Raw genomic sequence first — 24,683 nt, 5'->3', positions numbered from 1 at the left:
GGGCTGTCAGCGGTGGCGTGTGGCGACCAGCGCGGCGGCCCTGCTCATGAAGTGCGTTCCCTCGCCCTGCGCGAACTCGGCCTCTGCGGCGTGCGGGAAGTCGCAGACGACGTCCACCTCGACGCGCGAGCCGCGAATGGCGGCCTTGCCAGCGGTGATGGATGCGGCGACGGCCGCGGGGTCCTCAGTGACGGTGCACCGGCACCCTGCGGTCTCCTCGATCGGCCCGTTCGGGTCGCGCGGACCGGCGAGCAGCGCGCCACCGACCTGGAACGGCACTGGAGCGGGCCGGGTCTGGCCGTCGGCGTCCCGGTGGCTGGGCCGCGCGTCCCCGTCTTCGCGGGTGCGCCACGTCTTCGCGGCCGGCGCCAGCCGCCGTGCCTCGGCGGCGACCTCTTCGGCCACGCGTTCGGCATGTCGGGCCACGAGCGGGGCCAGCCGGTCCGCGAGGTCGGCGGAAAGTTCGAGCCGTGCCATCAGGGGTGTCCCTCGGGTCGGGTGCCGGCTGCGGCCCGGGGCCGGGCCGTCACGCGCACGTAGCTGACGCCCGGGTCCTGCGCGTTCTGCAGCTGGTCGGCCACCAGCACAGTCCACTCGGCGCCGGTGGCCGGCTCCACCACGATGTCTCCGACGAGCAGCGCGCCGGCTCGGGGGTCTACGGCCAGAAGCCAGGTGCCGTCACTGTGGGGCTGTGCGCGGCCGGGCCAGGGGCCGCGCAGGTCCCCGGGCGGTCCGGTCATCTCGTCCCCGTAGGCGTCGAGGACGGGGACGCCGCGGGTGCGAACGCCGAGCTGCCGATCGGCAAGTAGGACGGCCATCACAGGCCACCCGTGCCGGGGATCCCTCGGATCGTGAGCCCGGACGGGGTGGGCCGTACCGGGGCCTGGTAGACGCGGCGGCCGCGGATCCGCCAGCGATCCGTCGAAGCGATGTCTGGGGGTGCGAGCAGCACGGGCGGCTCGGCGGCCGTGTCGTAGGTGACGGACTGGCCCTCGACGGAGGCGGAGGAGATACGGCGCTGCCGGACGGGTGCGTCCGCCAGCAACGGGTGGTGGCAGGCGGTGGCCCGCAGCCACAGGCGCAGCGGGGCGGTCTCCGGCGCCGAGCGCGCGTCGATGCCAGCCAGGTACTTCACCGTGTAGGTGGGCGTGCCGAACGGGCTGGGGGGAGAGTTGGGGTCCGAGGTCGCGGACAGTACCGTGATGACGGGGGCGTGATGCAGCACCCAGCCCTCGGGTCCTGCATGCACACCGGTCTCGGTGAACTCGGTGGGAAGCAGTGGCCGGCCGAGGTGGGCGACGAGAGCGTCTTGGGCATCCTCGATCGCGGTCTGGATGCGTTGGCGCACATCCTCCGCCGCCGGCAGTGGATATCCCAGGCGCTGGGCCACGTCCTCCGCCGTAACGATCAGCTCCATCGTTGCTGTCCTCCGCTGGGCTGCTCAGGGTTCAGCCGACGGTAGGCAGGAAAGCCGCTTACGTCGCACCCGCAAGGACGCAGAGCGGATCGTTGGGGCTCAGCGGCGGCCCGCTCTGGAAGTCGGCGTCGGCGCAATGGGGCGGGGCGATGACGCCCAGTCACGCCCCCCGCTCTTCTCGGGCCGCGTTTGAGATCTGCGTGTCCCTGGGCTGGTGGGGTCGCTGGGGCTTGTGTGAGCGGCTCTGGGGGCGGATACCCGTCGGACTTGACTGGTAATCAGTGGGATTTGGTGGAGCCGTTGCTGCCGCCGGCGCGGGTAGGGCCGAAGGGTGAGCGGCGGGAGAAGCACCCGCGTTGGCCGCACAGATGTGGTGCTCTGAGCCGGAAGGTCGAGCTGTCGTCGGGAACCGCTCTCGCCCGGGACCCGAGCGGACATGTTCGCCGGGCCATGGCGCATCACCTGACCGGACCAGATCTGCATGCTCCGCTACGCCTGGACCTACGCCACGACCCGCGCCGCTCGGTGCGCCGGCAGCAGGTGCCAGGTGAGGAACGGCCAGTTTGCCGACCGTAAGCGACAAGGCCGACCCGGCGCACACTATGCGCCGGGCCGGCCTTCGTCGTAGCGGGGACAGGATTTGAACCTGCGACCTCTGGGTTATGAGCCCAGCGAGCTACCGAGCTGCTCCACCCCGCGTCGGTGAACACGACAGTACGCCACCGGCCAGTGATCGGGAAATTCGTTTCCGGAGCACGCGCCCGTCCGGGGCCAGCCGAGACCGTCAGCCCTACCGCCAGCTACCGTCCGCGCCCGGCTCGGGCAACTGGCCCGGGAACGTGAGCGTTCCGTCGAACGCCGCAGCGAGCCACGTCGCCCACCGGTCGACGAACGTACCGAGGTCGGTGGCGTCGAGCGGTGTGAACGGGACGGCGACCTGATCGGGGCCCGTGGTGTCCCCAAAGGCAAGGCGGGCCCTGGCGTCCGGAATGAGCGCGTACGGCTCCGTCAACGGATGCTGGAGAATCATTGAGGACGTCATGAAGGCGGTCTCGTACCACCGGTATCGCTCGCCGCGGACGTTGCAGAACCACAGCGAGTGGGCGCGGCCCTTGTATCCGTACATGCCGACACCGCTCGGGTTGGCGAACGCCGGGTGGGGCCCGGGGTGGTAGTCCGGCACCCGCAGCTGGACGGCTGCGTAGGCGACGACGTCGAACGGTGGGGACGAGCCCGCAGCCCAGTCATGGAAGGCTGGACGGGCGAACGTGAAGATGAGCTTGACCAGGCCGAGGGTGAAGATCCACCCACCGCCGTCGGGCCGCTCGACGGTTCCTGCCGGTGCCAGGCTCGTGATCTCCTGCAGGAAGGTCTCCGAGATCCGGGCCAGCGCCGCCTCGCTGGCCGTGAAGAGCTGCTCCCGACGCTGCTGCTCCGTACGGAATGCGGAGGCGCGCTGGCCGGCATCGGCCCGCCGCAGCACCTCGGCCAGGTTCGCCTGTTCGAGCGCAGCCCGACCGCCCGTCGGAGCCGGGCCGCCCGCCCGGGTGAGCCGGTCCAAGACCTCGGCAGGCGTCAGCCGGACCTCGGGCGACTTCTGGAGGCACTCCTCGACGAGTGCGGCCAGAATCGGCGGCACGCCCTGAAGTGCGGGCGGGGCCTCGTAAAGGTGCTGGCGGCGCAGGTCCTCCCAGGTCGGCCCCGGGAACGGAAGGCGCCCGCTGAGCAGTTCGAACGCGATGACGCCGAAGGAGTAGACATCGGTTGCAACCGTCGCGTGGTCCAGCGTCCAGACCTCGGGAGCCTGGTAGAGGGGAGTACCGGCGCCCTTCCACGTGATCGTCGCGGTCGCGGCGGCGGCGTAGCGCGCGAGGCCGAAGTCTGCCAGGCACCAACGGCCTTCCAGACAAAGGACGTTGGCTGGCTTGAGGTCGCGGTGCACCACCTCGCTGCCGAGGTCGGACAGCGCCAGCGCGATGTCCAGCAGGATGGTGACGGCCTCGGCGAGCGGGAGCACGCCCCCGGAGCTCTTGAGGTGAGCCGCGAGCGACTTCTCGGCCAGCGGCATGGCGATCACCCACGCGTCGTCGGTCTGACCCTTGGCGAACGGCCATGCGGCGGTCTCACCCTTGTCGATCACCGGTACGACGTTGCGTGCGTTCACGTTGGTGAACAGCAGCTCACGCTGGGCCGCCCCGTTGCCCTTCGGGATGAACTTCACGGCGGCCGACGTACCGTCCTCGGCGGTGGCCCTGAAGACCTCGGCGAAGCCGCTGTCGTCGCCGATCCGCTCGCCGATCAGCCATTCCCTGTTGTCCAGCTTCAGCCGCACCACTCGCGCGCCTCGCCATCATCACCCGGATGTCCGAAGCGCCCTCACGCCCCGGCACCATGATGCCTGACGCCAACGCCAGAACCACCATGCAGATATGCTCAGCTGACGGCCATTCACCTGCCGCTCTGCCCGGGCCTGATCAACCGACCGGGGTCCTGAGTGGGCGTTTAGAGAGTTCTATTACTGTAAGAGGCTTTCATCCCTGTCCGCGTTCGTGGAGATATGCGCGATAAGAGAACAGTGTCCTTACCTTGACCGTGGACTGGCCATCCGTCTCATCCCCTTCTGGGCTCTGAGCGGGTGCGGGCGCCCACGCTCGGGGCTTGGGCATGCGCTTCCGAATGGCTTGACCGGTGGGCCCTTGAGATGATCCCGGCCACCTAGTGGTGAACCAGCTCGACAGGGAGGTTTGTGATCGCCACAAGGTCCGGGTAGCCGTAGCGCGTGTAGCGCGGCTTGTGGTCAGCGAGTGCGTCCACGTCCGGATCCGTGATGACGTTGGCGTCGATGACCGCGGGGATCAGTTCGGCGGTCGTGTAGGTGCGGTCGATCGCTGACAGTCCTCGTTCCGGCTGGTCTTCTTCGGGGATCAGTTGCCGTTCCTTGTCCGGTCCGTGGTCGGTCGTCGGCGCATCGGCGCCTTCGATTCCGAGGTATTCGGCGGCGTGCCCGTGTACGTAGACGAAGCCGCCGGCGGTCATGAGCCGGTCCGCGATGTCGTCGGCGACCAGGGCTGTGCCGCACAACACGGACCGGTTCTGCGCGAACGCCCTGTCGGCGACGTTGGCCAGCGTCAGCGGGGCGCGGCCGACCGTCCAGGCGTTGAAGTCCCCGTCGACGTGTACAAGACGGCCATCCTTGCCGAGCACGGTGTAGAACCGGGCGGTGGTCTCCCGGTAGCCGGGGTGCCAGTAGCAGGCGTGTTCGCAGGCCAGGTAGAGCTGCCGGGAGCTGAGTGTGCCGTCCGGGTTGCGCAGGTTGACCGGCAGGGTCGCGGGCGGCATCCATGGCCCGGTCCAGTTGGCCACCCACTCCGGGTCCGGTACGAGCGGGCCGTCCGGGTCGATGAAGATCGCGTTCAGGTTCCGGCGCCGGCTGTCGGCCGGGTCGAGGCCATCGTCGACGGGGGCTGGGTAGTGCAGGAGCCCGAGTTCGCCGCCGACGTGTTCACCCTGGCCGGGCTGGAGTTCGTTGAGCATGAGCGCGGCCGGCATCCGGCCAGCGGCCTTGGCGCGCTTGCGCAGCCAGGCGATGGCCGCGTCCAGCTTCCGGCCGTGCTGGGTGTTCCAGTGCAGTATCTCGACGTACTGGTCCATGAACCCGCCTCCATCTTTCGGAAGTTGATGTGCAGCTGGGACAGGGCCGGTCATCTACGGGCCGGTGCGACCGGCGCGGGGATGATGCCGGCGACGATGGCGACGGCGACGGCGTGGGCCCGACGGCGGTGGCTGGGTGAGAGCTTCTTGATCGCTCTGAGCAGCGTGTTGCGTGCCTCGCGCAGGGTGGTGATGCCGACCAGACGAGCGCTGGCCGCGTCCAGCACGCTCGCTGAGACCAGAGCGAGTACCGCCTTCTCCGTCTCCTCCAGCTTCGGCAGTTCGGCGGGCAGAGTGGCCCGAAGCTCGGTGGTGTCGATCAAGCCGGCCCCGATGACGCGGGCGACCACGTGTCCCCGGTCGTGGACCTCGAACCTGCGTCGCAGGACGGCCATGTCGTTGCAGACGATGAACACGCTGACCTTGAGCTCGTCGGCAATCCGCTCATCGGTGAGGCCCAGCGCGCACAGCTCGGCAACGCGCCGTTGCCGCGAGCTCAGCTGGGGGTCGGCCGTTCGCTCCAGGGCCGCGCGGGCCGTGATGGTCAGCACCTTCTGCGGCCCGGCCAGCAGGGCGGTGGGAGCCTCGTCGGCGGGGCACACCACCACGCAGGTCTCGGGCAGTAGTCCGAGCACGGTGGCGGCCCCGCTGTAGGCCGCGCTGCCGTCCGGTCGGTCCTGACGGACGGCCGCCGACCAGGCCGCACAAAGGCCGACGGCCTCGATCGTCTTGGCCGGATCGGTGGCGCCGGGCGGGATGATCAGCGCGCAGGGTATGCCGCGGGCCAGCGCCTGGTGAACCAGCCGCGCCACGACGTGGGCGGGCCCAGGGGCGGTGGCTGCGCCGTTCAGCAGCTGCGCCAGCGTCACCGCTTCGGGCACGCCAGCCAGGGCGTCGAGGTGGATGAGCAGTGCGTTCGCCGTGCGGAGTTGGTTGGCGAGGTGGCCTGTCGGCGCTTCTTCAGCGATGCCGCCGCGCCTCGGTTCGGACCGCGGTGTGCCCGGTTCGCCTTCTTCGCCCTGTGGGCGGGCATGGTTGCGGTCCGCACCGGCTGTGGCGAGAGTCGCGGCGGCTTCGCGAAGGGAGTCGAGGTGTTCGTCTCCGGGGATCAGGCCGTGTTCCAGGGCCCCGCGCACGGCCACGATCCGGCGGTCCGCATGGAAGGCGTGCAGGGCCGAGAGGCCCAGTGCGTAGGCCGCGTCCGGGGAGATTCGCAGCAGGCGCTGGACGTCCACCCGGGTGCCGCCAGCCGCCCAGATCCGCAGCACGAACTGCTGCTGCTCCGTCAGGTGGGGCGCCTCCCCAACCGGCACTGTTCGCGGGAATCCCTCGAACTGCCAGGCCAGCGCGTAAGCCTGGATTCGGTTCTTGGCACCGCCGAGGGCGAACAGGACGCTTCGGAGGTGTCTCCGCACGGTGTGGACCGGCAGCTTGAGGGCCTTGGCGATCTGCTCAGTAGTCCCTCCGTGGCCAGCCTGCTGGAGGACGCCCACTTGCCAGTCGGCGAGCGGCCCGACGTCCGGGACGCTGGGCGCTGCGGCCGTTGTGTCGACGGTGGGCCTGTGCGGGTGAGGTGCGACGTTCATCAGCTCGCTGTGGGTTGAGGGGTGGACGCGTATCCGGCGGGATACCCGGCTCTGGATCTGAGGTGAGATAGCAGTGGCAGCCGTCAGTTGGCGGTGCTCGTTGGAGGGCCGAGGACGTGGTTGCGGGCCGCACGGGCGAGGAATGCCTGGGCCGGTCCGGGGATTCCGGCGCGGTTCCAGTGGAAGATCACCATGTGCGCGAGGACGGCGCGTAGCCCGCGCGTCAGGTCACCGGCCCGGGCGGCGGTCGCGAGGGCGCGCCCGGCGTCGTGGAAGGCGCCTACCCGCGCAACTTCGTGTTCGAGGTTGCCGCCGGGCCGGGTCATCGCGGCCGTGTCGGCGGCCAGGAGCACGCCGACGGTGCCGCTCAGTTGCAGCAGGTCGGCGGCCGGCGCCTCTTCGGGCAGGGGCCGCATCTGCGCCACGCGGTCCCAGACGTCGCCCTGCTCGGTCCATTCCTGGCCGGCGGCGCGCAGCAGGTGGCTGCAGAGCAGGATCGACAGTTCGGTTCCGCCGATGGGTGGTCGGCGGGTGAGGGTGTTGCGCCAGTGGGTGTTGACGAGGACGGCGCGGCTGTCGGCGTGGAAGAGGCGGTGGGCGGCGGCGATGCCGTGGGGGCCGCCGAGGGCGGGGGTCTCGGGCTCGTAGATGCCGGGCCACCAGGCCGTGATGACGCCTTGGTCGCGTAGGGCGTCGAGGAGGCTGCCGGTCGCCTGCTGGAGGTCGTCGGCTGTGGTGGCGGGGCCGCGCTGGAGTCGGATGCGCCAGCAGGGGTGTTTGCGGACGTACCACCAGGCGTGCACGGCGCCGCTGTTCTCGGCTTGGCGCAAGTGGGGGCCGAGGTGGGCGGCGAGGTCCTGTTCGGCCCGGTGCCAGTCGGCCGGCTGTACGTGGACCTGGGTCCAGGTGTCGGTGGCCGCTGCGGCGGCATGGTCGGTGAGGGCGTCCAGTCCGGCGGCCCGGTACAGGTCGAGTGCGTCGGCCAGAGCGTCGGGGCCAAGGCCCGCGAGGGCGGCGGCTTCGGGCAGGGGCATGCCGCCGAGGGCGGCCAGGACGGCCTTCTCGGTCTGCTGCGGGGTGGGTGAGTCGGGCATGGGGTTCCGGTCCGGGTCAGGAGAGCAGGAGGCAGGCGTCCCAGCCGGTGGCGGGTGTGCCGCCCCGGTTGGTGGCGTGCAAGGCGAGTGCGGTCCCTGCAGTGCCGTTGAGGAACCCGGGCTGACGGGCCGGGGCCTGTGCGTGGAGCAGGGAGCGAAGGGCCGGCAGGTGGGCGGTGAACTGCTCGGGCCGGTCGGCGTCCTGGGCGACGCGGTGGACGGTGTGGAGCAGGCCGGCGGCGCCGTGGCACAGGCCGGGCTCACCGATCTGGGCGAGCTGGGCGGGGTCGGTGATGCAGCGCAGCAGGGCAGTCTCGGCGGCGCGCTTGCGACGGTCGTCGCCGAGGGCGATGGCGGCGAGTTGCTGGGCGCGGGCGAGGCCGGGGGTGCCGTAGCACCAGCTCGGGCGCCGGGGGCCTTCGTGAAGCGTGCTGGCGAGGTGGTGTTCGTCGGTGGTGACCCATTGGGGCCACCACGGTCCGGCCGGGGTGGCCTGTCGGAGGCCGTCCAGCCAGGTGAGGATGCGCAGCATGGCGCCGGTGTGGCCGTCGGCGAGGGCTCCGGCGCTCTTGGCGAGGGCGAGGAGGGCGAGGGGGCCGGTGATGCCGTGGGCGATGCCGACGTTGCCGTGGCCGCCGGGGAACGCGGCGGAGGTGCGGCCGGAGGGGTCGTGGCGCACCCACCAGCCGGGCAGGTCGCTGCCGGGCAGGGGTTGGGTGAGGCGTACGAGGTAGGCGAGAACAGCGTGCAGGGCGTCACCGTGCGGGTCGCGCTGCAGGAGGTAGGCGCCGAGTCCGGTCAGCCCGTACAGCAGGTCGTACTCGGAGGCGATGGTCTGCTCGCCGCGGTCGATGCGGGCATGGGCCTGGTCGAGACGGCGCAGCGTCAGCTTGGCGACGGCCGCGTCGAGGATGCGCAGGGTGTCGCGGTGGTGGCCGGTGGTGCCGGCCGCGGTGTGCAGGACGAAGGCGAGGGCGGGGGCGCCGACGAACAGGCCTGCGTCGTCGGAGGCGACGAGCGGGCTGGCCGCGATGCTGGTGAGCCACTCGCGGACGCCGGCCCAGCTGCCGACGCCGGTCTCGGCGCGTTCGATGTGGAGGAGGGTGATGCCGACGGCGCCCGTGGCGAGGGCCTGCGAGTGCTGGATGTCGTCGGGGCCGCACGGCACCACCGGCCGGGGTGAGCGGGTGGCCGAGGAAGCAGGGGTCGGTTGCGGGTGGGCGGTGCGGGCGGTCATCGGGCGGCTCCACGGGTACGGGCGGCTTCGGGGGTGCGGCTGGTCCACGAGAGGGCGGCGGCTCGGGCCAAGCGGCGACAGGCGCGTTCGGCGTCCGGGTCGATGCCGGCGGCGCGGATGTGGTGCATGTGCAGCAGGGATGTCAGAACGGTTTCCGGGGGCGGGCCGTCGAGCACGATGAGACGGCGCCGGTAGGCGGTCAGGGCGGCGCGGCGCCGGGCCCAGGCCTCGGTGATCGCCGTCCCGGTGGCGGCGCGCAAGGCGGCCCAGGTGTCGGTCGGGTCGGCGAGGGCGACGGCCCGGGTGAGCAGCGTCCGGTCCAGGGCGGGTTCGGCGGTGCGGGTGAGGTTGTCGATGAGCCAGCGCATGCCGGCCTCGGTGCCGCCGAGGAAGCCGGCGGCGATGTCGGCCATGCTCGCGGCGGTGAGCGCGGCGGCCGGGAGGCTGCCGGGCCCGGTGTGCTGGAGCTGGGCAAGGACGGCGGCGGAGTCCGCGACGAACACCCACTCCGCGAGGCCGAGGAGCTGGCCGTCGCCGTAGCGGCCGGTCTCGGGCCAGTAGGTGTCCCACTGCACCCGGCCGGTGGCCAGGCCGGCGTCGGCCAAGCTCTGGGCCCAGGCGCCTACGTGGCGGGCGGTCTCGGCGAAGCCCCCGTCCGCGTGGCGGATGCGCAGCCGCAGGTGCGGGTCCGGGTCCCGGTAGCGGATGAACCACCACGGCGCGTCGCCGAAGGCCGCGGTCAGGTCGGGCAGGCGGGCTAGCAGGTCGGCGTGCCGGGCCGGGTGGGCGTACACCTTCGCGTAGGCCCAGCCCGGGCCGGGGGCGCCGGGAGAGCGGCCGGGGGCGGGCGCTGCGGGACGGCGGGGCGTGGGGAGGCGGACGGGGTGCTGGGTGGAGATGAGCGGGATGGTGAGTTCGTGTGCGCGGCCGTCGATCCAGCCGAGAGCGCCGGGCCCGGGTGCCTGGCGCAGGACTGCCCGGCCGTGCTGGTCGAGGTGGGCGCGCAGGAGCTGGCGGTGGTGGCGTTCGGCGAGGTCGAGGCGCAGGCGCTGGTCACCGTCGCCGAGGTCGAGGGTGTCGGCCATCAGCCGGCGTTCGCGCAGGCAGGCCAGTGCGTTGTCCCAGTCCCGCCACGGGGCGGCCGCCAGCGGGAGATCAGCGCCGTTCAGGCGCCACCGGGCCGGGGCGAGGATGCTGCGCCCGTACCGGATGGCGGGCAGGTAGGGCAGTTTCCCGGCGGCCGGTCCCCAGGAGAACGGCGCCATGACGGCGGCCCGGGCCCGGGGCAGCTCGGTCAGGAAGCGGGCCAGCGGGTGGGTGAAGTTGCTGAGCTGGACCGCGTTGAGGACGGCGGGCTCGACCGGGCGGCCGGTGCGGCGGGAGACCAGCCACAGGTGCAGGGCGTCGGCGGTGACCGCGAGGTCCGCCAGCGTGATCGTGCCGTGCTCGTGCTCGGCGACCGTGATCGTCTCGGCGAGGACGGGCAAGGTGCGGGCGACGTTCTCGGTGCGCACCCGCAGCGGTGGGCTGGACAGCTGGGCGCGGACGGCCCCGGCGGTGAGCGCCGGTGCGCGGCGCAGCGCGCCGGCCATGCGGTGGTGGTCGGCGTCGTCAAGCAGGTGCAGGAACCGGCCCGTCGTGGTGCCCGCGCCCTGGGCGAGGCCGGTGACGACGAGCGTGAACTGTCCGTCGTCCAGTTGGGCCCGGGAGTGGCTGTGGAGTTGGGCGCACAGCTCCAGGTGCGCGGGCGTCTGCTCGACCGCGGCGGGAGCCAGGTGCGGGAGCAGGCTCGTCACGTCGACCTGCGCCAGGCCGTCGAGCGCGGCCAGCTGCGCGACCTCCAGCAGGGCGGCGTCGCGCTCCTGCACGCCCGGCGATTCGGAGGTCAGCAGGGATCCTCGGTACCCGGCGGGGTAGCCGAGCCCGGTGTCCGGGTTGACCAGCTCCAGCACGGGGACATGCGCGCCGGGCCCGTACCGCTCCAGGAAGCGGGCGTGGTAGGCCCGCCAGGCGGGCGGGCCCTGCGGGTGGGGGCCGGACAGTGCCAGCGCGGCGGCCGCGCGCTCTGCTTCCCGCGCCACGGCCTCGGGCAGGACCAGGTCGCAGTCCAGCCGAAGGTCCACCGCCAGTAGCGGCGCACTGCCCCCCGGGAGGGCTGCCATCACCTCCAGCGCCTCTGCGCGGGTCCTGCGCTGGTCTTCCGGGCCTTCGCCGCTGTGCCGCTCCAGGCAGGCATGCAGGGTCCTGAGCAGGCGCACCACCGGCGCCGTGGAGCCACCGGCTGTGGCGGCATCGGTGGGGTCGGCTCGTTCGAGCTGGGCCAGGAGGTGGCCGAGCGGGTCGGGCGCGATCATCGTCGGTCGCAAGGACGTGACGAGCACGCGCTGCTGGACGAGCTGCGCGACCATGCGGTCGACGGCCCCGGGCGGAGCCTCCGGGAACTCGGCACACACCTTCTGGATCAGGTCCTCGACCGGCACAGCCTCCCGGGCGGCGGCCAGGATGGCCGCCACGGGCGGGGACCGGCGCACCGACACTTCCGCAGGCCCGTTGCCGCCCGCAGACGGCTGGCGGCAGGGAAGGACCACCTGGTCGCCCCGTACCTGGCAGGTCGCGTCCGCTACGACCAGCAAGCGCCGTAACCGGCTGCCTTCGGCCTCCAGGCGGTCCACGACGCCGGCCAGCCAGGCCGCGTCCGGCCGCGCCACCGCCCGGTGCCCACCGCCCCAGGAGACCGCCGGGCTGCCCCCCAGCCGGGCCGGGGCAACGCCGGCGAAGAGCCCGAAGGGCGTCGCCCGGTGCTGCATCCGCAGCAGGTACCGCACCAGGGACTCCCCGATCCGGCGCACTCGGCGGCCCGACGTGACCTGGCCGGTGCTGGCCGCTCGGACCCGGGCGGCCAGGACCGGGCTCGCCACCTCCACGGCGTCGGCCACACCGGTGCCGGCCCAGGCCTCGGTCAGCCACCGCTGCCACGCCTCACGATTCTGGGCGTCGTCGCCGTCCATGTCCGGCCACGGTCCGGTGACCGTCTGGCTGTTGGCGGCGGCGCGCAGCATCACCGCGTCTACGGCCCGGAACATCCCTACCCCTGTCTTGTCGTCGGATGGTCGAATCACCCGGCGTGCCGGGGCCCGGCTGGGCCCCGGCACGCCGTTCGGTCAGGCGACGCAGGTGCTGTTGGAGCAGGCGCTCGCGCAGGACTCTCCGCAGCCGTCGTCGGTGCTGCTCATCAGCTCCGGGATGACCGGGGCCTGCTCGACGAGCGTGACGTCCAGCTCGAAGTCGATGTTCTGCGTGTTCCTCATGTGCACTTCCTCCTCATGGAGTTGCCGAACTGACAGGTGGTGCCACCTGGCCCTTGGCCTTGCCGGTCTACGGCTGCTGGCCGGGCCAGGAGATCGAGATGCGGGTGTGGGTCTTGTCGACCACACGGCCTGCGGGGAGACGGTCGTCGGGCGTGCCGGCGGGGTAGACCTCGATGCGGGCGCCGGGGCCGCCCCGGTGGTCCTGGTCCCAGGTGCGGATCTCCTTCACCAGTCCGGCGGCGGCTGCGGCGGCGGCCGGGCCGTGACCGAACGCCCCGAGCTCGAAGCGGGTCCGGCTCTCGTCCACGGCCCGAACGGTGCGGTAGGCGAAGGTGCTACCAGCCACGAGCGTGGCGAGACCGAGGGGCGAAGCGGACGCGACAAGGCCCTTGTCGCGCGCGCCGACCGTGGCCGTCAGCCGGGCGTGACCGTCCAGGACGGTGGCCAGCCACAGGTCAAGGTCGTGGATTGACTCCTCACCGCCGACGGTCACCCCCGACCACACCTCCTGCCGGGGCGAGGCGAGCGCCGCGCTCAGGGCCTCGACGTCCACCTGGTCGCCGTCGTCCAGGCGCAGCCCGACCTCCTCCTGCGGCTCCTCGTGCAGCAGCACCAGCCGCTCGCGCCGCTCCCCTGCGCCCTGCATCGGCACGAAGCCGCACAGCTCGTAGCCGCGGCTGACCAGATGGTCGCCCTCCCGGACGAAGGCGAAGGAGCGCATGAGGCCGCGCACGCGCAGCGGGACGACGATCCGACCGCCGGCCGCGAGCTGCTCCAGCCAGGCCGGGGGGATGTCCGGCGCGCCGACGGTGACCTCGATCAGGTCGAAGGGGGCACGGTCCGGGACGCCGAGCTCCCCGTCGGTGGTCGCGACGTCCACCCGCTCGTAGCCGGCCTCGGCCAGGAGCCGCCGGGCCCGGTCGGTCACCTCCGGGTCGATGTCGATGCTGGTCACCGTGCCGTCGGGGCCGACGAGTTCGGCGAGGTAGGCGGCGTTCATGCCGCCCGAGCCGATCTCCAGGACGTTCTCGCCCGGCTGCGGGCTCGCCTGCTCCAGCATGAACGCCTGGACGTTGGCGGCGGAGACGGAACTGATCGCCAGCCCGTCCTTGTCCCGCTTGGTGACCACGGCCCGCTGCGGGTCATAGGCGTCGGCGAGCTGCGCTTCGGGGGCGAACACCTCGCGGGGCACGAGGCCGATGGCGTCGGCGACCCGGTCGGTGCGGATCGCGCCCTGGTCGCGAAGCTGCTTGACGAGGCCGGCGCGCAGGGCCTGCGGGGAGTCCGAGTCGGGCGGGGTGGTATTCAAGAGGGTTCTCCTTCGAGTCGGGTATGCGCCGGGCTGGCAGGCGGGGGCCGCGCCGCCGGACAGGCGGGCGTGGTCGTTGATCCTCGCTCTGCGCCGCTGCCGGGCCGGACTGCTGGGCACGTCGAGGGCGGGAACGTGAGTGGTCATATGGCCAGAAGGACCGGGCCCATCGCGACGCTGAGATGCGCGAGTTCGAGGTCTCTCAGACCCACCGCCATGGAGGCGTGCAGCGGCACCGCCGGCAGTTGGGCGGCCAGCGCTTCGCGCGCCTGCGGCGGCGCGGGCTGCGTTCGGCACGGTGGCCGAACGGGGGCGTGATCTGCAGGCGCCGCCGGTGATTGCGGTTCGGGTTCCGGTACCACTCGCACAGCTCCTTCGCAGTCGCTCCCCGGTAGTAGGAGGGCGACGACCGCCAGAGCGCTCGCGCGCCAGCCCTCTGTGTCCTGCCCCGGTCCCGCATCAGCCCTCACGCGGCGTCCATGGGGAACTGCCGCAGCCAACCGGCCTCCGACGGCTGCTGGTCCTGCGTCCCCGGGTCGGAAGCATCCCTGAGCAGCATCTGATCGGTCTCGGGGCGCCGGGCCAGGTTGCGGACGTGCTCGGCGGCGGCCGTGCCGCGCCGCAGTCGCTCCGGCCGGTACAGGCAGGCCTGGACGATCGCGTTGGCCAGGGCGTCGGCGTCGCCGGGGTCCGCGAGCCACCCGTTCGCGTCGTAGCCTCCGCTGCTGATCTCCTTCCCGAGGCTGCCACCGGTCGTGCCGATGACCGGCAGTGCGGTCGCCATCGCCTGGTAGACCGCTTCGGTGGCCTCGGGCGAGGCGGCGAGAAACAGATCGGCGGCCGCGAGCAGGAAGGGCCGTTCGTCAGGGTCGCGCTCCGGCGCGAACACCACGTCACCACGGGCGTGCCAGTCGGGCTGCGTTCCGCCGCCGGCCGCCCACAGCAGCAGGACGGGGGCGAGGGGCTCGGGAAGGCGCGGCTTGACCTGTGAGAAGGCGTCGAGGAGGTCGGGAAGGATCTGCTGCTCGTCCTCCGTGATGACGGCGACGATGATCGGCCTCAACTGGGCCTCCTTCGTCCACAGCGTCCGCAGTCCGCTGCTGGGTGCGACGTCGTCTCCGCGCCACGCACCGCCCCCGGCCCGCTGGGAAGGGCTCGCCACCGCCCGCGCGATGATGCGGCCCCGCTCGTCGGCGCGCAGCGCTCTCGGCCGGAATGACGCGGTGTCAACGGGGATCATGGTCGTTGTCCTTCGGGCTGTCGGTGAAGTTGAAGGGTTGGGCCGGCACGTCCCCGGGGGGCGCTGCGTGTTCTCCGACGCGCGCCCGCGCCCGGGGACGGCCGACAGCGGGTCGGCCGACGGGGGCTGGCCGAACCGCCCCCGGTCCCCCTGGCTCAGCGGGAGCCGGTGGGACCCCGTCCCGACCGGTGGAGCCGCCAACCGGTCGGGACGGGGAGTTCAGGGCCGGGACGCGGGGGCCCGGCGTAGCTGGATTCGGGCTCGTCTGAGCCCGTTGGCCAGGATGTGGGGGTGGGTGAGGAACTGGCGGCCGTCCGGTGGGATGAGCCAGGTCCTGCCCTCGGTGCGGGGCAGCCCCGGGGCGGGCATCGGCACGGTGATCGCCGGAGACCCGTCCGTGGGCCGTGCGAGCAGCTCGGTGTCTCGGATCTGCCAGTCCTCGCCGTGGCGCATGGTGATCAGGAACTCGACGGCCTGCTGGGGGCGGTTGAGCAGGACGGGCCCGACCACGACGCCGGCCGCCTGCATGTCTTGCAGAGCCGCGATGCCCAGGCGTTGGTCGGTGACGCGCACGACGTTGAATCGGCGGCCGGTCTCGATCGTCGCGAGCTGGCCGGATCGCCACTGCGCGAACACCTGGTCCGACTGCCGGTTGGCGGAGGCGAGCCACCGCGCGCCGAGAATGTGGACGGGTGCTGGGTCGGAACGCTTCGGGTTCGTCGTGATCATCGTGCTGGCCCTTCTCAGGTCAGGCGGGGCAGGGGATTCCGCGCCCGGGAAGGCGCGGTTCGGTCCCGTCGCTGGTGGTTGCCGCGAGCACGTAGGTCACGTCGCGATGGGTGAAGGTGACGGCGTGGCTGCGGCCGGCGGCCAGGTCGTCCACCGTCCGTGCATAGCCGTCGCTGCTGTTGAGCCAGGCGACCGGCTGGCTGGTGTGGGCGAGTTCGAGTTGCGCGGCCAGCCGTTCGACCTGCCGCTGCAGCTCTCGTGCGGCCAGGCGAACGTCGAGGGCTCCGCCGCTCCACATCAGGAGGGGCTGGCCCGAGCTGTAGTAGATGGTCACGGTGCACCAGAACGGCTCTCTGGGGGCCCAGGGGCGTTGGCGAGCGAAGACGTTCGGGCCCGGTCCTGCCGCGTGCGGGGCCCTCGGGCGGGCATGCGGGCGGCTCGTCGGGGCCGTCCGGCGCTGTTGGCCGACGAGCCTGATGACCCGGCTGATCGCGGTCTTCAAGGGGCGCTCCTCGGCGTAGCTTCGTCGGCGAGATGGACTCTCGCCCACACCTTCTTGGTCGTGCCGATCACCGCCACGTCCATGTCGTCCGCGAGTTCTCGGACGAGGAGGAGCCCTCGGCCGCTCTCACCGCAGGGGACACAGGTCCTGGGAAGCGACAGGTCCGGGCGCGAGTCCAGAACTTCGATCCGGCAGTCACCGTCGATCTCCTGGAGCCGCAGGACGACCGTGTCGCCCGGCCGGCTCGCGTGCCGGATCGCGTTTGTCACCAGCTCCGAGCAGATGGTGACAAGGTCATCTGCTCGCTCGCCTTCCCATCCCCACTCGGTGAGTACCGAGCGCACGTCCCGGCGCGCAACGGCAACCATCGTCTGCGTCGCCGCGAAGGTGGTCCCCCAGTGGTGGAGGCCCGATCTTGGCTGCTTGACGGCCACCATGTGCATCGCTCCCGTCATCAGGAGCGTCTGGACGCCCCGTCCTTGGTTCGCTTGCGGGGATCAACAGTGGACTGCCTATCGGGACATAACCACCGCCTAAGCACCGACACTTGGTCCTCGTTCAGGTGACACGAAGGACAAACTGCGGACAGTTCGCAGACACTTCTCCATGGCCTCTGGGATCACCGGCCCGGTGGTGGTAGGCAGGTAGGTGAAGGTAGTTCGCAGGTGGGGCTGCGGCCCCGAAGGGACCGCGATGAGCACACTGTTCGATGCCTTACTCGCCCAGGCGCAGATGGAGTTCCGGGACTTCCTTGCCGACTACAAGCAGGCCGCGGCGGACCTCTACCGGAAGCACGACGACCTGGCCTTCAAGAACGTCACGCTCACGGAGAAGACCTTCGGGCGGTGGCGCGCCGGCAACGTCGCCCGGCCTCACCACCCCACTCCCGCGATCCTCAAGCACATGTTCGACATGCCCGTGCACGAACTCCTCGCACCCTGCACCGACGAGCAGGCCCGAGCGCTGCGCGCAGCGCTTGCTCCTGTGCTCGATGAAAGAGAACTTGCAATGACCGCACGAGACGCCCGGGCCCACGCGGCCGACGCGGCCTCCCAGTTGCTGCCCGACCTCAGCCTCGACCAACTCGAAGACGACCTGGTGCGCCTGGTCCGGGCGAACACCACGACACCACCCCACGTGATCTTCATGCAGGCCAAGGAGCTGCTCGGTCTGGCCACCGTGATGCTGGACCGCACCCAGGTGTTGTCGCAGCGCGGACGCCTCTACCTGGTCGCCGGCCAAGCATCGGCGCTCCTGGGCGCCTGCGCGTTCGACCTCGGTTCCATGCCGACCGCGGTGGAGCTGATGCGAGCCGCTGCCCTGTACGCGCAGGTGGCGGAGCACGGACCTCTCCAGGCATACGCCCACGGCTACCTGGCGTTGCTGTCGTACTGGAACGGCAACCCGGTCCACGCGGTACGTCAGATCGAGCAGGCCCAGTCGTTCCTCGGCGTCGGCGCCACGGGCAAGGCGCGGCTTGCCGCGATCGCTGCCCGTGCCTACGCGCATCTCGGCCGCGCTGACGAGGCCCAAGCCGCGATAGAGCGCAGTCTCGCCGATCGCGGCCCCACGCTGGACGATCTCCACGACGGTGTCGGCGGCGAGTTCGACTTCAGCCTTGAGCGGGTCGCGATGAGTAACAGCGCGACTCTTCTTCTCCTGCGCGACGGGGCGGGCGCCGAGGCCTCGGCTCGACGGTCGCTGGAGCTGATCACCACCCAGTCTTCGGACTCCACGCCGCTGGTGGTCGCCCCTCAGGCAGGTGCCGATCTGGCGACGGCCCTCCTGATGCGGCGGGACCTTGACGGAGCCGCTGATGCGCTGGTCCCGGTCCTCAGCCTGCCGCGGGAGTGGCGCGGAGCCGGTCTCGTGGGGCGGGTCAACGCGGTCCGGACCGAGCTGGCGGCCCCGGCCTTCAGGGACACTCCTGCCGCGCGCAATCTCATGGAACAGATCGACGACTTCACGCTGGTAGCCGCACCGCGGATCCTCGGCCCGGGCGCTGTGCGGCTCGCCATCGACGGGGGGAGCAGCTAGCGGGCGCTCTCTTTGGAAAGAAACGGCCTAGATCAACAGCGGCGGGCCATAATCAGGGAGCTTCGTTGGATCGAAGGAGGCGGTGCGGTGGGCGCTTCGGTCGATCTTGATGACGCGGGCCGTGGGGAGGGCGGTCCAGGTGGTTCGCACCGAGGTGATGATCAGTTGGAAGCCCTGGTCGGCGAGTTCCGAGAGTGCGTCGAAGATCCAGCGTGGCACTGTTGGATCCAGGAATCCGAAGGGCTCGTCGATCAGAACAATCCGGTTCGGAGCACCGTCTGACTCGACCAGGGAACGCAGGTACATCTGCCATTTCCGCAGCCCGGATGCACGTCTGTTGCCGCTAGCCTCGACGCTGCGCTCGGTGACGTGGTGGCAACTGTACGGAGCCCGTCGGTCGTTCCAGGTGATCCGGAGGTGCGCGGCCAGACTCTGGCTCGCCGCGGCCGGCTGACCGACCGGGAGAGCGTAGCGCGCCACGTTCATCGACAAGGCCAGGGCGTCCAGCAGGATGGTCTTCCCGCTGGCGTTGGCTCCCACAAGTACGGTGATCCCCTCGTGGAAGTCGATTCTCTGGCGCAGCGCCGCGGCGACCGGCAGAGTCCCGAGTTTCTGATAGGAAGGCGGCAGTTCGGCAGCCTGGAGGATGGCGTTGGTTGTCACCGGCGAGGTGGCCGTGGTGTAGCCCCGGCGCGCGAGCGCCTGCATGGCGATCCAGCGGATGGACTCCGCGGGATCGTCGCAGAGGGAGCGAAGTGCGTCTAGCGCGGCGCCGTCCTGGGGCCAGCCCTCGGTGAGGAACTCCGCGGAAACCGCCCGGACCAGTACCTCGCTGTCGCGGGCCAGGGTGATCAGGCAGTCGCGGACCACCGAATCATCTGCCCATCCCTGAACCAGTGTCTGCGCCACCGTCTGCCGGACTTCCGGATCCTTGTGTTGGACGAGCCGGGCCAGCGCGTCTCGCGCGGCGTGGTCGTCCGCCCAGCCGTGCACCAGCCCCAGTGCCGCCGTCTGCCGGACGTGGTGCTCGGGGTCGCCGGCCAGCGCCGCGACGGCGTCCCGGGCCTCGGGGTTCCCAGCCCAGGCGGCAGCCAGGCCCCAGGCCGCGTTGTGGCGGATGGCCGATTGGTCGTCATGGACGAGTCGCAGGAGGGTGTCGCGGGTGCTCGGGTGGTGGGCCCAGCTCGCCAAGACGGTCCGCAGGGCGGCGCTGCGGGCGAGCGGGTCGCTCAGGCGGGTGGCGGCCACCAGGATCGCCAGTTCGTCGTCGGGGGCCAGTGGCGCGTTGTCCGCGAGGGCGCGTCGCAGCTCGGCGGTCTTCTGCTCCTCGGCGTCGTTGTACTCCTGGACCCGGCCGAGGGCGGTCGCGATGTCCGCGAGCGCTGGCTCGGCATGGAGGCCGGAGGAGAGGACGCTCCGGGTCGGCAGTGGCGGGAGGTCGGGCAGCGGCAGTAAGTGCCCGTCGTCGGCGTGCGCGGCCAGCCGCCGCAGGTTGCCCTGCGCCTGGTCCCACAGCAGCTCCAGCACCCGCCGCCGGTGGTCGACCCGGTCGAACTCCGCCTCTGCCGCCGCCTTGTACTCGACCGCCTCGGTGCGCTGCCGCTCGGCCAGCTCGCGCGGAACTGTCCGTCCGGCGGTGCGTGATGCGCCCAACAGGTCGAGATCGAGCTCGGTGATGATGTCCCGCAGCGCGTCGATGATCTGCAGCAGCGTGCCCATCAGCGCCTGGGTGTCGCTCAGCTCCCGGCGGAGGCGGTCCCCGGTGCGATGCGCCCGTTCGAGGTCTAGCTGCGCCTGCAGCGTGGCGATGGCCGCCGCCGTGGTGGGCGGCTCCAGGTGCGGCTGTGGCAGCGCAGTTGGGCGGGTCTTCAGCCGCCGGGCCTTGGTCAGCAGCTCCGTCGCCTCCCGGATCAGCGCCTGGTGGCGCTGCGGAGGCAGGCCGGCGGCGGCGCTGGTGATTTCCAGAAAGACCCCGAGGAACCGGCCGGATGGCAGCGCAGTATCGCCCTTGAAGAGGCGGTCGAGGTGCGACTTTGAGAAGTTCATCCCACCCACTGGGGCAGCCGCCCCGCCCGCCCCCGCCGCGATTTGAGCCTGCTCCTGCTCGGCCCGCTGCTGGAAGGCGCGGGCGATCTCACGCGCGCTCAGGCCCGCCTCCTGCGCCCGGGTCCGGAGGAAGGCCCCGAGTGTGTACGCGGCATCGGCGTCGTCTCCCGTTGGTGCGCTCATCGCTGGTTTCCCTCGAACTCCTGCCCCGGGGGCGCCTCAGGCGCGTCCCTGGGACGGGCCCGGGACACCCGCCATTCTCCCAGATCAGGCCCTCAACCAGCGGGCGATTGCCCGGAGCCGTCCCGGGCTGCCCCAGGTTGTCCCAGCTCGGGTTGGGGGCACCGCCCGCGCCCAGCACCCTGGCTGCGCGGTCGACGGCGGCCGTGAGGTGTTCCGAGCAGTGGAGGCGTACTTCGATGTCGACAGAGATCAACGAGGCGGTCCAGGCGATCGGCGAGGGATGCGCCGGCCATCTGGGCGGCGTTCCGGAGCTGCTGGTGGCCGCAGTGCCGGAGTTCCTCGGCGGACTCGCGGTGGCGCTGGTCACCGCGCTGGCGGCCTGGGGCCTGCGCCGGCGACGCGCCCGTCGAGCGGTCCCGGTTGCTGCTGAGAGGGAGTCCGGCTGATGTGTCGCTGCTCGGTGCTGCTGGTGCGGGAGTTGGTTGGCTGCTTCCGCCGCGGTGGCCTAGGGTCTGCGTCGGTAGCGCGCCCGTCGGGAGGTCCCGGCCGCCACCGGCGGGAGGCCCGGCTTACCCCTCACTCCCCGCCGACCCTGCCAGCCCCGCCGACCTAGGGTCTCTCTTTCGGATCTTGCGAGGCGCGCGCCGCCGGGCGCCCAACGGCGCGCGCTGATCCGACACGATGGAAGAGAGGCCCTAGCGGGCGCTCTTCAGGATGGCGAGCTCCTTGTCCGGGGCAATCCCATGTTCGTCCCACCGCTGATGCGGCACGGGCATGTTGCCCTGGATGAGCCAGGACCACGTGTCCGCGACGGTTTCCGCCAGCGGCCGGCTGCGGAAGCCAGCCTCGATCGCCGACGACGAGTCGATGGCCCACACGCCCGGGTGGGTCCGCCAGAGCGGGATTTCTGTCCACTGGCGCAGACCGCTGCGGAGCAGGACATCATCGGTGACCCACTCCAGCTCACCGGTGCTGCCGGTCACGTCCACACAGGCCTGGAGGAAGCCGCCCATCGTCTCGCGGCCCAACGGTGCGGTGATGTTGTGGACCTGGTGCCCGACGCGCTGTGCCTGCTCCAGCGCGAAGGCAGCCACGTCACGCACATCGACCGGTTGGATCGACTTCGCCGGGTCGCCGGGCGCGAGGATGCGGCCTCCTCGTTCGGCCCGGCGCAGCCACCATGGCAGCCTGCCAACGTACTCGCCGGGACCGAGGATGACGCCCGGCCTGAGCAGGCTTGTGCGGGTGAGACTGAACGTGTCGGTCACCGCGCGCTCGGCGCCGGCCTTCTGCCGTCCGTAGTGGGTGTCAGGGCCTGGCCACCCTTCCGGCAGCTGCCCATACTCGGGGCCCGCGTCAGCCGGTGCGTCCAGCACCGGCGAGTCCGCGGTCAATGGCTCGCTCGGCCAGCCCTCGTAGACCGACACCGTGGAGACGTAGACGTACCGGCCGACGACCGGCTCCAGGGCCCGGGTGCCGGCCAGGACGGTGCGCGGCGACAGCTCGGAGGCGGACGTGTCGATCACGGCGTCCCACGGGCCATGACCGGCGAGTCGAGCCAGGTCCTCGGGCCGCTCGCGGTCCCCGTGCACGGCGACCGCTCCGGGCACCGGGATGCCGGACAGGCCGCGCGTGAACGTGGTCACCTCCCACCCTCGTTCGAGCGCGTCGCTCACGACCGCCCGGCCCAGGAACCAGCCACCGCCCAGTACGAGAATCCTCATGCGGGCGATCCTGCCAGTCTGGACGGTGCCCGCGCAGCCCCGCGCGGAACCCGGAGCGCTTACCGGTCCCGCAGCAGGTCGAGGTACCTGTCGACGACCTCCTGCTCCAAGTCGTTCTCGATGGAACGCACTACGGCCAGGGCGTGGGCTTCCACCGTCTCGGGGTCTACCCCCTCGAAGCTGCTTCCGTCTTGCAGCTCGATCCAGAGCTGTTCTCCGGGAAGCCTGCGCAGTGCCTTTCCGGTGACGCGTCCTCCGCCGGCGTCCGGCGGCACCGCGCTGCCGTCCTTGAAGTCCACCTCGTCCAGGTGTTCAAGGGCATCTCGGATGTTCTTCAGCAGTTCGTCTTCTGCCGTCGGGTCTTGACCTCGTTCGCGCCGCAGTCGCCCTTCCCACCGCTCCAGCTGATGGGCGGCCCACACGAGCATGTGCTCCTCGGCCCACTGCGTGCGGAAGTTGGCTGCGAGCTCCGCCGTCGTCGGGCTCCAGTCCTCCATGTACTCGAAGCTCTTGCTGTCGCGAGCGGCCTTCACCCGCGCCGCCCGCGCCCGCTCGGCCTGTCGGATCACTGCCTCCGCCCATGTGCGGACAAACTGCAGTGCCTGCTCCTCTGACTCAGTCATCTCGTGAGGCTAGAGCACCCGGGCAGAGTGGAACCGCGCAGGTCGACCGATTCCAGGCGACCGCTGCCGGGCGAACAGCCGGAAGCCCGCCCCCAGGGGGCGGGCTTCCTTTGGAGACGGACTACTCCCAGCCGAGGGCCTGCCGAAGCTGGTCAACCTCGGCGCGGGGAACCGACTGGGACGGCGTGTAGAGCAGCCGGGTCACGGAGCGCCGGCTGCCGGTGTAGGTGCGGCGCTGGTAGATCCGGACCCGCGGGTACACGACAGTCCACTCTGGGTGTGTCAGGTCGAACAGGTCGGCCAGCACCGGCGGGAGTTCGTTGCCGTCCTCGTCCACCAGGACCACGTCCGCGCTGGCGAGGGGCTGGTGCAGGGTGATTCCGGGGCTGGCCGGGGGATCAACGCTCGGAGGCGGCGGCGGGCTGGCATCTGTCGGTGGTTCGAGCGGGGCTGCGGCGGACAGCTCGACACCGGGCGCGGCGGCCGGGGCTGGGGCGGCCGGCTGTTCCGCGACCGGGCCGCTCGGGGCGTTGGGGGCGGCGGCCGTGGTCTTCGCCGGCGGCTTTCGGGCGGCCATCAGGGGGTCGCCTTGAAGGTGCCGTAGACGAAGCTCTCCGGGCGGGGGACCTCCAGTCCGACCCGCTCGGACCCGCGTACGGTCACCACACCGCGCTCGAAGTTGTCCCGGTTCTCGGTGGAGATCTGAACGGAGACCTGTTCACGGTCGTACAGGCGTGCTCCGAGGCCGAAGCTGCCGATCAGGAACTTGCCCTCGTTGATCGCCATGGAGTCCACGACGGCGAGCCGCCAGGCAACCTTCTGGGCGCCAACGGCGACGTTGACCGCCATCCGGTAGGCGCCGTTGAGGTCGGTCTCCAGCTCCAGGTCCTCGAAGTCGAACGGGTGCAGGACGATCCCGGTGGGCGGGAAGTAGGCGAGGACCGCGCGGGTGGCGGCGCGGCGGATCGCAGCGGACTGCTTGTCCGGGTCCACCTGGGCGTAGGTCTGGACGCCCTGGGTGTTGACGATGCCGGTGATCTTCTCGTCGCCGCCGGCGCCGTAGAGGATCTCGTTGTCCTCGGCCATCTTCACGCCGTCGATCATTTCGATGTCGATCAGGCCTCGCAGCCGTGGCTCGTCCGCCAGGGTGTTCTTGTGGACCGGCATCGTGTGGGCGATCTCGGCGACCGGGTAGGTGACGGTCTTGAATGTCAGGTTGGACTGCCCGGCCCGGGCGTATACCTCGACCGCCGCACCGCCGCCGGGCGGCACCTCCATGGCGCGCTCGGGGACGATGCCGGCCGCGTTGGTGAACCCGGTGACGCGGACGCCGTAGAGCAGGTTGGCGGTGGTGGTCTGCGAGGGGAAGAGGTCTCGGATGCGTCCCGGGCGCACGGCGCGCGGGACGATGTCCAGGTGCTCGGCGGTGCCGAGGCCGAGGACGCTGGCGGTGCCAGCGGATCGCGAGAAGATGTCCTTGCTGGCGAGCTGGTCAAGGGCGTGGCCATCGACGGTGACCATCTCGTCGAAGGAGCCACGGAAGCCGGCGGCGGCGAGGGCCTTGAACTCCTCGCTGTCGAGGAACCGCTGGCCGAGGCTCTTGGCCTGGCCGGCGCCGAGGCGGGCTGCGAGTGCGGCGTCGAGGGGGGCGTAGGGCTGGGTGGTGGGCTCGTTGAGGAAGGTCTCGATGCCGGCGGCACCCTCAAGGTCGGTGATCAGCTGCTTGATCTCCTGAGCCTCACCGAGCGTCTTGCGGAAGGCTGCGGCTTTCTCGGGGGAGACGATGACGCCGCCGTCCTCGATCGTGAAGGCGTTGCTGATGGCGTCCAGGTCGGCGGCCTTGGCGCGCAGCGCGGTGTTGAGCTCCTTGAGCCGGGTCTTGTCGGCGGTCACGAGGTGACGCTCCTTGGGGTTTGTGCCGGGCCGCCCCGCCAGCGCGGAACGAAGGGGTGTCACGTCGTGCGCCCGGTCAACACCGGAGCGCCACGGCGATCGGC

General features: G+C 71.5%; 22 protein-coding genes and 1 tRNA gene. 2 read left to right on the top strand and 21 right to left on the bottom strand.

The features are described 5' to 3' along the window. Positions 1-6: 6 nt before the first annotated feature. From OH807_RS30660 to OH807_RS30585, 16 genes are all read right to left on the bottom strand, one after another. A complete protein-coding gene (locus tag OH807_RS30660; protein WP_406205297.1) occupies positions 7-477 on the bottom strand; it encodes a hypothetical protein in 471 nt (156 codons plus the stop codon). Then, a complete protein-coding gene (locus OH807_RS30655) occupies positions 477-818 on the bottom strand; it encodes a hypothetical protein (protein WP_406205295.1) in 342 nt (113 codons plus the stop codon). The genes OH807_RS30660 and OH807_RS30655 overlap by 1 nt, the downstream gene beginning before the upstream one ends. Then, the gene (locus OH807_RS30650) at positions 818-1,417 is read right to left on the bottom strand and encodes a hypothetical protein (RefSeq protein ID WP_406205293.1); all 600 of its coding nucleotides are present in this window, start codon (positions 1,415-1,417) and stop codon (positions 818-820) included. Before OH807_RS30650 ends, OH807_RS30655 begins: the two co-directional genes overlap by 1 nt. Before the next feature lie 625 nt (positions 1,418-2,042). Continuing rightward, positions 2,043-2,116 (bottom strand) — tRNA-Met (locus OH807_RS30645). Between the two features lie 91 nt (positions 2,117-2,207). Further along, complete coding sequence (locus OH807_RS30640; RefSeq protein ID WP_406205290.1) at positions 2,208-3,749, bottom strand: serine/threonine-protein kinase; 1,542 nt, start codon at positions 3,747-3,749, stop codon at positions 2,208-2,210. Positions 3,750-4,132: 383 nt separating this feature from the next. Then, entirely contained in the window at positions 4,133-5,068 is a 936-nt protein-coding gene (locus OH807_RS30635) for a hypothetical protein (protein ID WP_406205287.1), read from the bottom strand. Between the two features lie 50 nt (positions 5,069-5,118). Next, on the bottom strand, positions 5,119-6,561 hold the full coding sequence (locus OH807_RS30630; protein WP_406205284.1) for a hypothetical protein: 1,443 nt from the start codon (positions 6,559-6,561) through the stop codon (positions 5,119-5,121). Positions 6,562-6,737: 176 nt separating this feature from the next. Next, positions 6,738-7,748 (bottom strand): thiopeptide-type bacteriocin biosynthesis protein, encoded by a 1,011-nt coding sequence (locus OH807_RS30625; RefSeq protein ID WP_406205282.1) that lies wholly within the window; start codon positions 7,746-7,748, stop codon positions 6,738-6,740. Between the two features lie 16 nt (positions 7,749-7,764). After that, on the bottom strand, positions 7,765-8,985 hold the full coding sequence (locus tag OH807_RS30620) for a lanthionine synthetase C family protein (protein WP_406205280.1): 1,221 nt from the start codon (positions 8,983-8,985) through the stop codon (positions 7,765-7,767). Further along, positions 8,982-12,068: a lantibiotic dehydratase gene (locus OH807_RS30615; RefSeq protein ID WP_406205277.1), complete on the bottom strand. Its 3,087-nt coding sequence runs from the start codon at positions 12,066-12,068 to the stop codon at positions 8,982-8,984. Before OH807_RS30615 ends, OH807_RS30620 begins: the two co-directional genes overlap by 4 nt. Positions 12,069-12,146: 78 nt before the next feature. After that, on the bottom strand, positions 12,147-12,293 hold the full coding sequence (locus tag OH807_RS30610; protein ID WP_406205274.1) for an FxLD family lanthipeptide: 147 nt from the start codon (positions 12,291-12,293) through the stop codon (positions 12,147-12,149). A 67-nt stretch (positions 12,294-12,360) separates the two neighbouring features. Continuing rightward, positions 12,361-13,602, bottom strand: coding sequence for a methyltransferase, FxLD system (gene fxlM, locus OH807_RS30605; protein WP_406205271.1), 1,242 nt, complete (start codon positions 13,600-13,602; stop codon positions 12,361-12,363). Between the two features lie 466 nt (positions 13,603-14,068). Then, entirely contained in the window at positions 14,069-14,842 is a 774-nt protein-coding gene (locus OH807_RS30600) for a glycosyltransferase (protein ID WP_406205268.1), read from the bottom strand. A 219-nt stretch (positions 14,843-15,061) separates the two neighbouring features. Next, positions 15,062-15,571, bottom strand: a complete 510-nt coding sequence (locus tag OH807_RS30595) for a hypothetical protein (protein ID WP_406205266.1) — start codon at positions 15,569-15,571, stop codon at positions 15,062-15,064. A gap of 19 nt (positions 15,572-15,590) precedes the next feature. Further along, the gene (locus OH807_RS30590; protein ID WP_406205263.1) at positions 15,591-15,905 is read right to left on the bottom strand and encodes a hypothetical protein; all 315 of its coding nucleotides are present in this window, start codon (positions 15,903-15,905) and stop codon (positions 15,591-15,593) included. A gap of 164 nt (positions 15,906-16,069) precedes the next feature. Further along, positions 16,070-16,510 (bottom strand): ATP-binding protein, encoded by a 441-nt coding sequence (locus OH807_RS30585; RefSeq protein WP_406205260.1) that lies wholly within the window; start codon positions 16,508-16,510, stop codon positions 16,070-16,072. A gap of 256 nt (positions 16,511-16,766) precedes the next feature. Between OH807_RS30585 and OH807_RS30580 the strand changes: the two genes are divergently transcribed. Then, positions 16,767-18,110 (top strand): hypothetical protein, encoded by a 1,344-nt coding sequence (locus OH807_RS30580; protein ID WP_406205257.1) that lies wholly within the window; start codon positions 16,767-16,769, stop codon positions 18,108-18,110. A gap of 27 nt (positions 18,111-18,137) precedes the next feature. Here OH807_RS30580 and OH807_RS30575 read toward each other — a convergent pair whose 3' ends face one another. Next, complete coding sequence (locus tag OH807_RS30575) at positions 18,138-20,339, bottom strand: HEAT repeat domain-containing protein (RefSeq protein WP_406205255.1); 2,202 nt, start codon at positions 20,337-20,339, stop codon at positions 18,138-18,140. 236 nt (positions 20,340-20,575) lie between these two features. Between OH807_RS30575 and OH807_RS30570 the strand changes: the two genes are divergently transcribed. Further along, the gene (locus tag OH807_RS30570) at positions 20,576-20,785 is read left to right on the top strand and encodes a hypothetical protein (RefSeq protein WP_406205252.1); all 210 of its coding nucleotides are present in this window, start codon (positions 20,576-20,578) and stop codon (positions 20,783-20,785) included. Positions 20,786-21,034: 249 nt separating this feature from the next. Here the strand turns inward: OH807_RS30570 and OH807_RS30565 are convergent, their stop codons facing one another. From OH807_RS30565 to OH807_RS30550, 4 genes are all read right to left on the bottom strand, one after another. Continuing rightward, positions 21,035-22,063, bottom strand: a complete 1,029-nt coding sequence (locus OH807_RS30565; protein WP_406205249.1) for an NAD-dependent epimerase/dehydratase family protein — start codon at positions 22,061-22,063, stop codon at positions 21,035-21,037. Positions 22,064-22,122: 59 nt separating this feature from the next. After that, positions 22,123-22,686, bottom strand: a complete 564-nt coding sequence (locus OH807_RS30560; RefSeq protein WP_406205246.1) for a hypothetical protein — start codon at positions 22,684-22,686, stop codon at positions 22,123-22,125. A 121-nt stretch (positions 22,687-22,807) separates the two neighbouring features. Then, positions 22,808-23,263, bottom strand: coding sequence for a hypothetical protein (locus OH807_RS30555; protein ID WP_406205243.1), 456 nt, complete (start codon positions 23,261-23,263; stop codon positions 22,808-22,810). Beyond that, complete coding sequence (locus tag OH807_RS30550; RefSeq protein WP_406205240.1) at positions 23,263-24,579, bottom strand: phage major capsid protein; 1,317 nt, start codon at positions 24,577-24,579, stop codon at positions 23,263-23,265. Before OH807_RS30550 ends, OH807_RS30555 begins: the two co-directional genes overlap by 1 nt. Positions 24,580-24,683: the final 104 nt, after the last annotated feature.

This window comes from Kitasatospora sp. NBC_01560 (genome assembly GCF_045208415.1).
Taxonomy (GTDB): domain Bacteria; phylum Actinomycetota; class Actinomycetes; order Streptomycetales; family Streptomycetaceae; genus Kitasatospora.
The sequence above is the reverse complement of the archived record's forward strand: the minus strand, read 5'-3'. Positions and strand labels throughout refer to the sequence as shown.

What these genes read in the sequence shown, in the direction of transcription:
- OH807_RS30660 (WP_406205297.1), bottom strand. Translation starts at nt 477, where the DNA reads ATGGCACGGCTCGAACTTTCCGCCGACCTCGCGGACCGGCTGGCCCCG.
- OH807_RS30655 (WP_406205295.1), bottom strand. Translation starts at nt 818, where the DNA reads ATGGCCGTCCTACTTGCCGATCGGCAGCTCGGCGTTCGCACCCGCGGC.
- OH807_RS30650 (WP_406205293.1), bottom strand. Translation starts at nt 1,417, where the DNA reads ATGGAGCTGATCGTTACGGCGGAGGACGTGGCCCAGCGCCTGGGATAT.
- OH807_RS30635 (WP_406205287.1), bottom strand. Translation starts at nt 5,068, where the DNA reads ATGGACCAGTACGTCGAGATACTGCACTGGAACACCCAGCACGGCCGG.
- OH807_RS30625 (WP_406205282.1), bottom strand. Translation starts at nt 7,748, where the DNA reads ATGCCCGACTCACCCACCCCGCAGCAGACCGAGAAGGCCGTCCTGGCC.
- OH807_RS30620 (WP_406205280.1), bottom strand. Translation starts at nt 8,985, where the DNA reads ATGACCGCCCGCACCGCCCACCCGCAACCGACCCCTGCTTCCTCGGCC.
- OH807_RS30615 (WP_406205277.1), bottom strand. Translation starts at nt 12,068, where the DNA reads ATGTTCCGGGCCGTAGACGCGGTGATGCTGCGCGCCGCCGCCAACAGC.
- OH807_RS30610 (WP_406205274.1), bottom strand. Translation starts at nt 12,293, where the DNA reads ATGAGGAACACGCAGAACATCGACTTCGAGCTGGACGTCACGCTCGTC.
- OH807_RS30600 (WP_406205268.1), bottom strand. Translation starts at nt 14,842, where the DNA reads ATGATCCCCGTTGACACCGCGTCATTCCGGCCGAGAGCGCTGCGCGCC.
- OH807_RS30595 (WP_406205266.1), bottom strand. Translation starts at nt 15,571, where the DNA reads ATGATCACGACGAACCCGAAGCGTTCCGACCCAGCACCCGTCCACATT.
- OH807_RS30585 (WP_406205260.1), bottom strand. Translation starts at nt 16,510, where the DNA reads ATGGTGGCCGTCAAGCAGCCAAGATCGGGCCTCCACCACTGGGGGACC.
- OH807_RS30580 (WP_406205257.1), top strand. Translation starts at nt 16,767, where the DNA reads ATGAGCACACTGTTCGATGCCTTACTCGCCCAGGCGCAGATGGAGTTC.
- OH807_RS30575 (WP_406205255.1), bottom strand. Translation starts at nt 20,339, where the DNA reads ATGAGCGCACCAACGGGAGACGACGCCGATGCCGCGTACACACTCGGG.
- OH807_RS30570 (WP_406205252.1), top strand. Translation starts at nt 20,576, where the DNA reads ATGTCGACAGAGATCAACGAGGCGGTCCAGGCGATCGGCGAGGGATGC.
- OH807_RS30565 (WP_406205249.1), bottom strand. Translation starts at nt 22,063, where the DNA reads ATGAGGATTCTCGTACTGGGCGGTGGCTGGTTCCTGGGCCGGGCGGTC.
- OH807_RS30560 (WP_406205246.1), bottom strand. Translation starts at nt 22,686, where the DNA reads ATGACTGAGTCAGAGGAGCAGGCACTGCAGTTTGTCCGCACATGGGCG.
- OH807_RS30555 (WP_406205243.1), bottom strand. Translation starts at nt 23,263, where the DNA reads ATGGCCGCCCGAAAGCCGCCGGCGAAGACCACGGCCGCCGCCCCCAAC.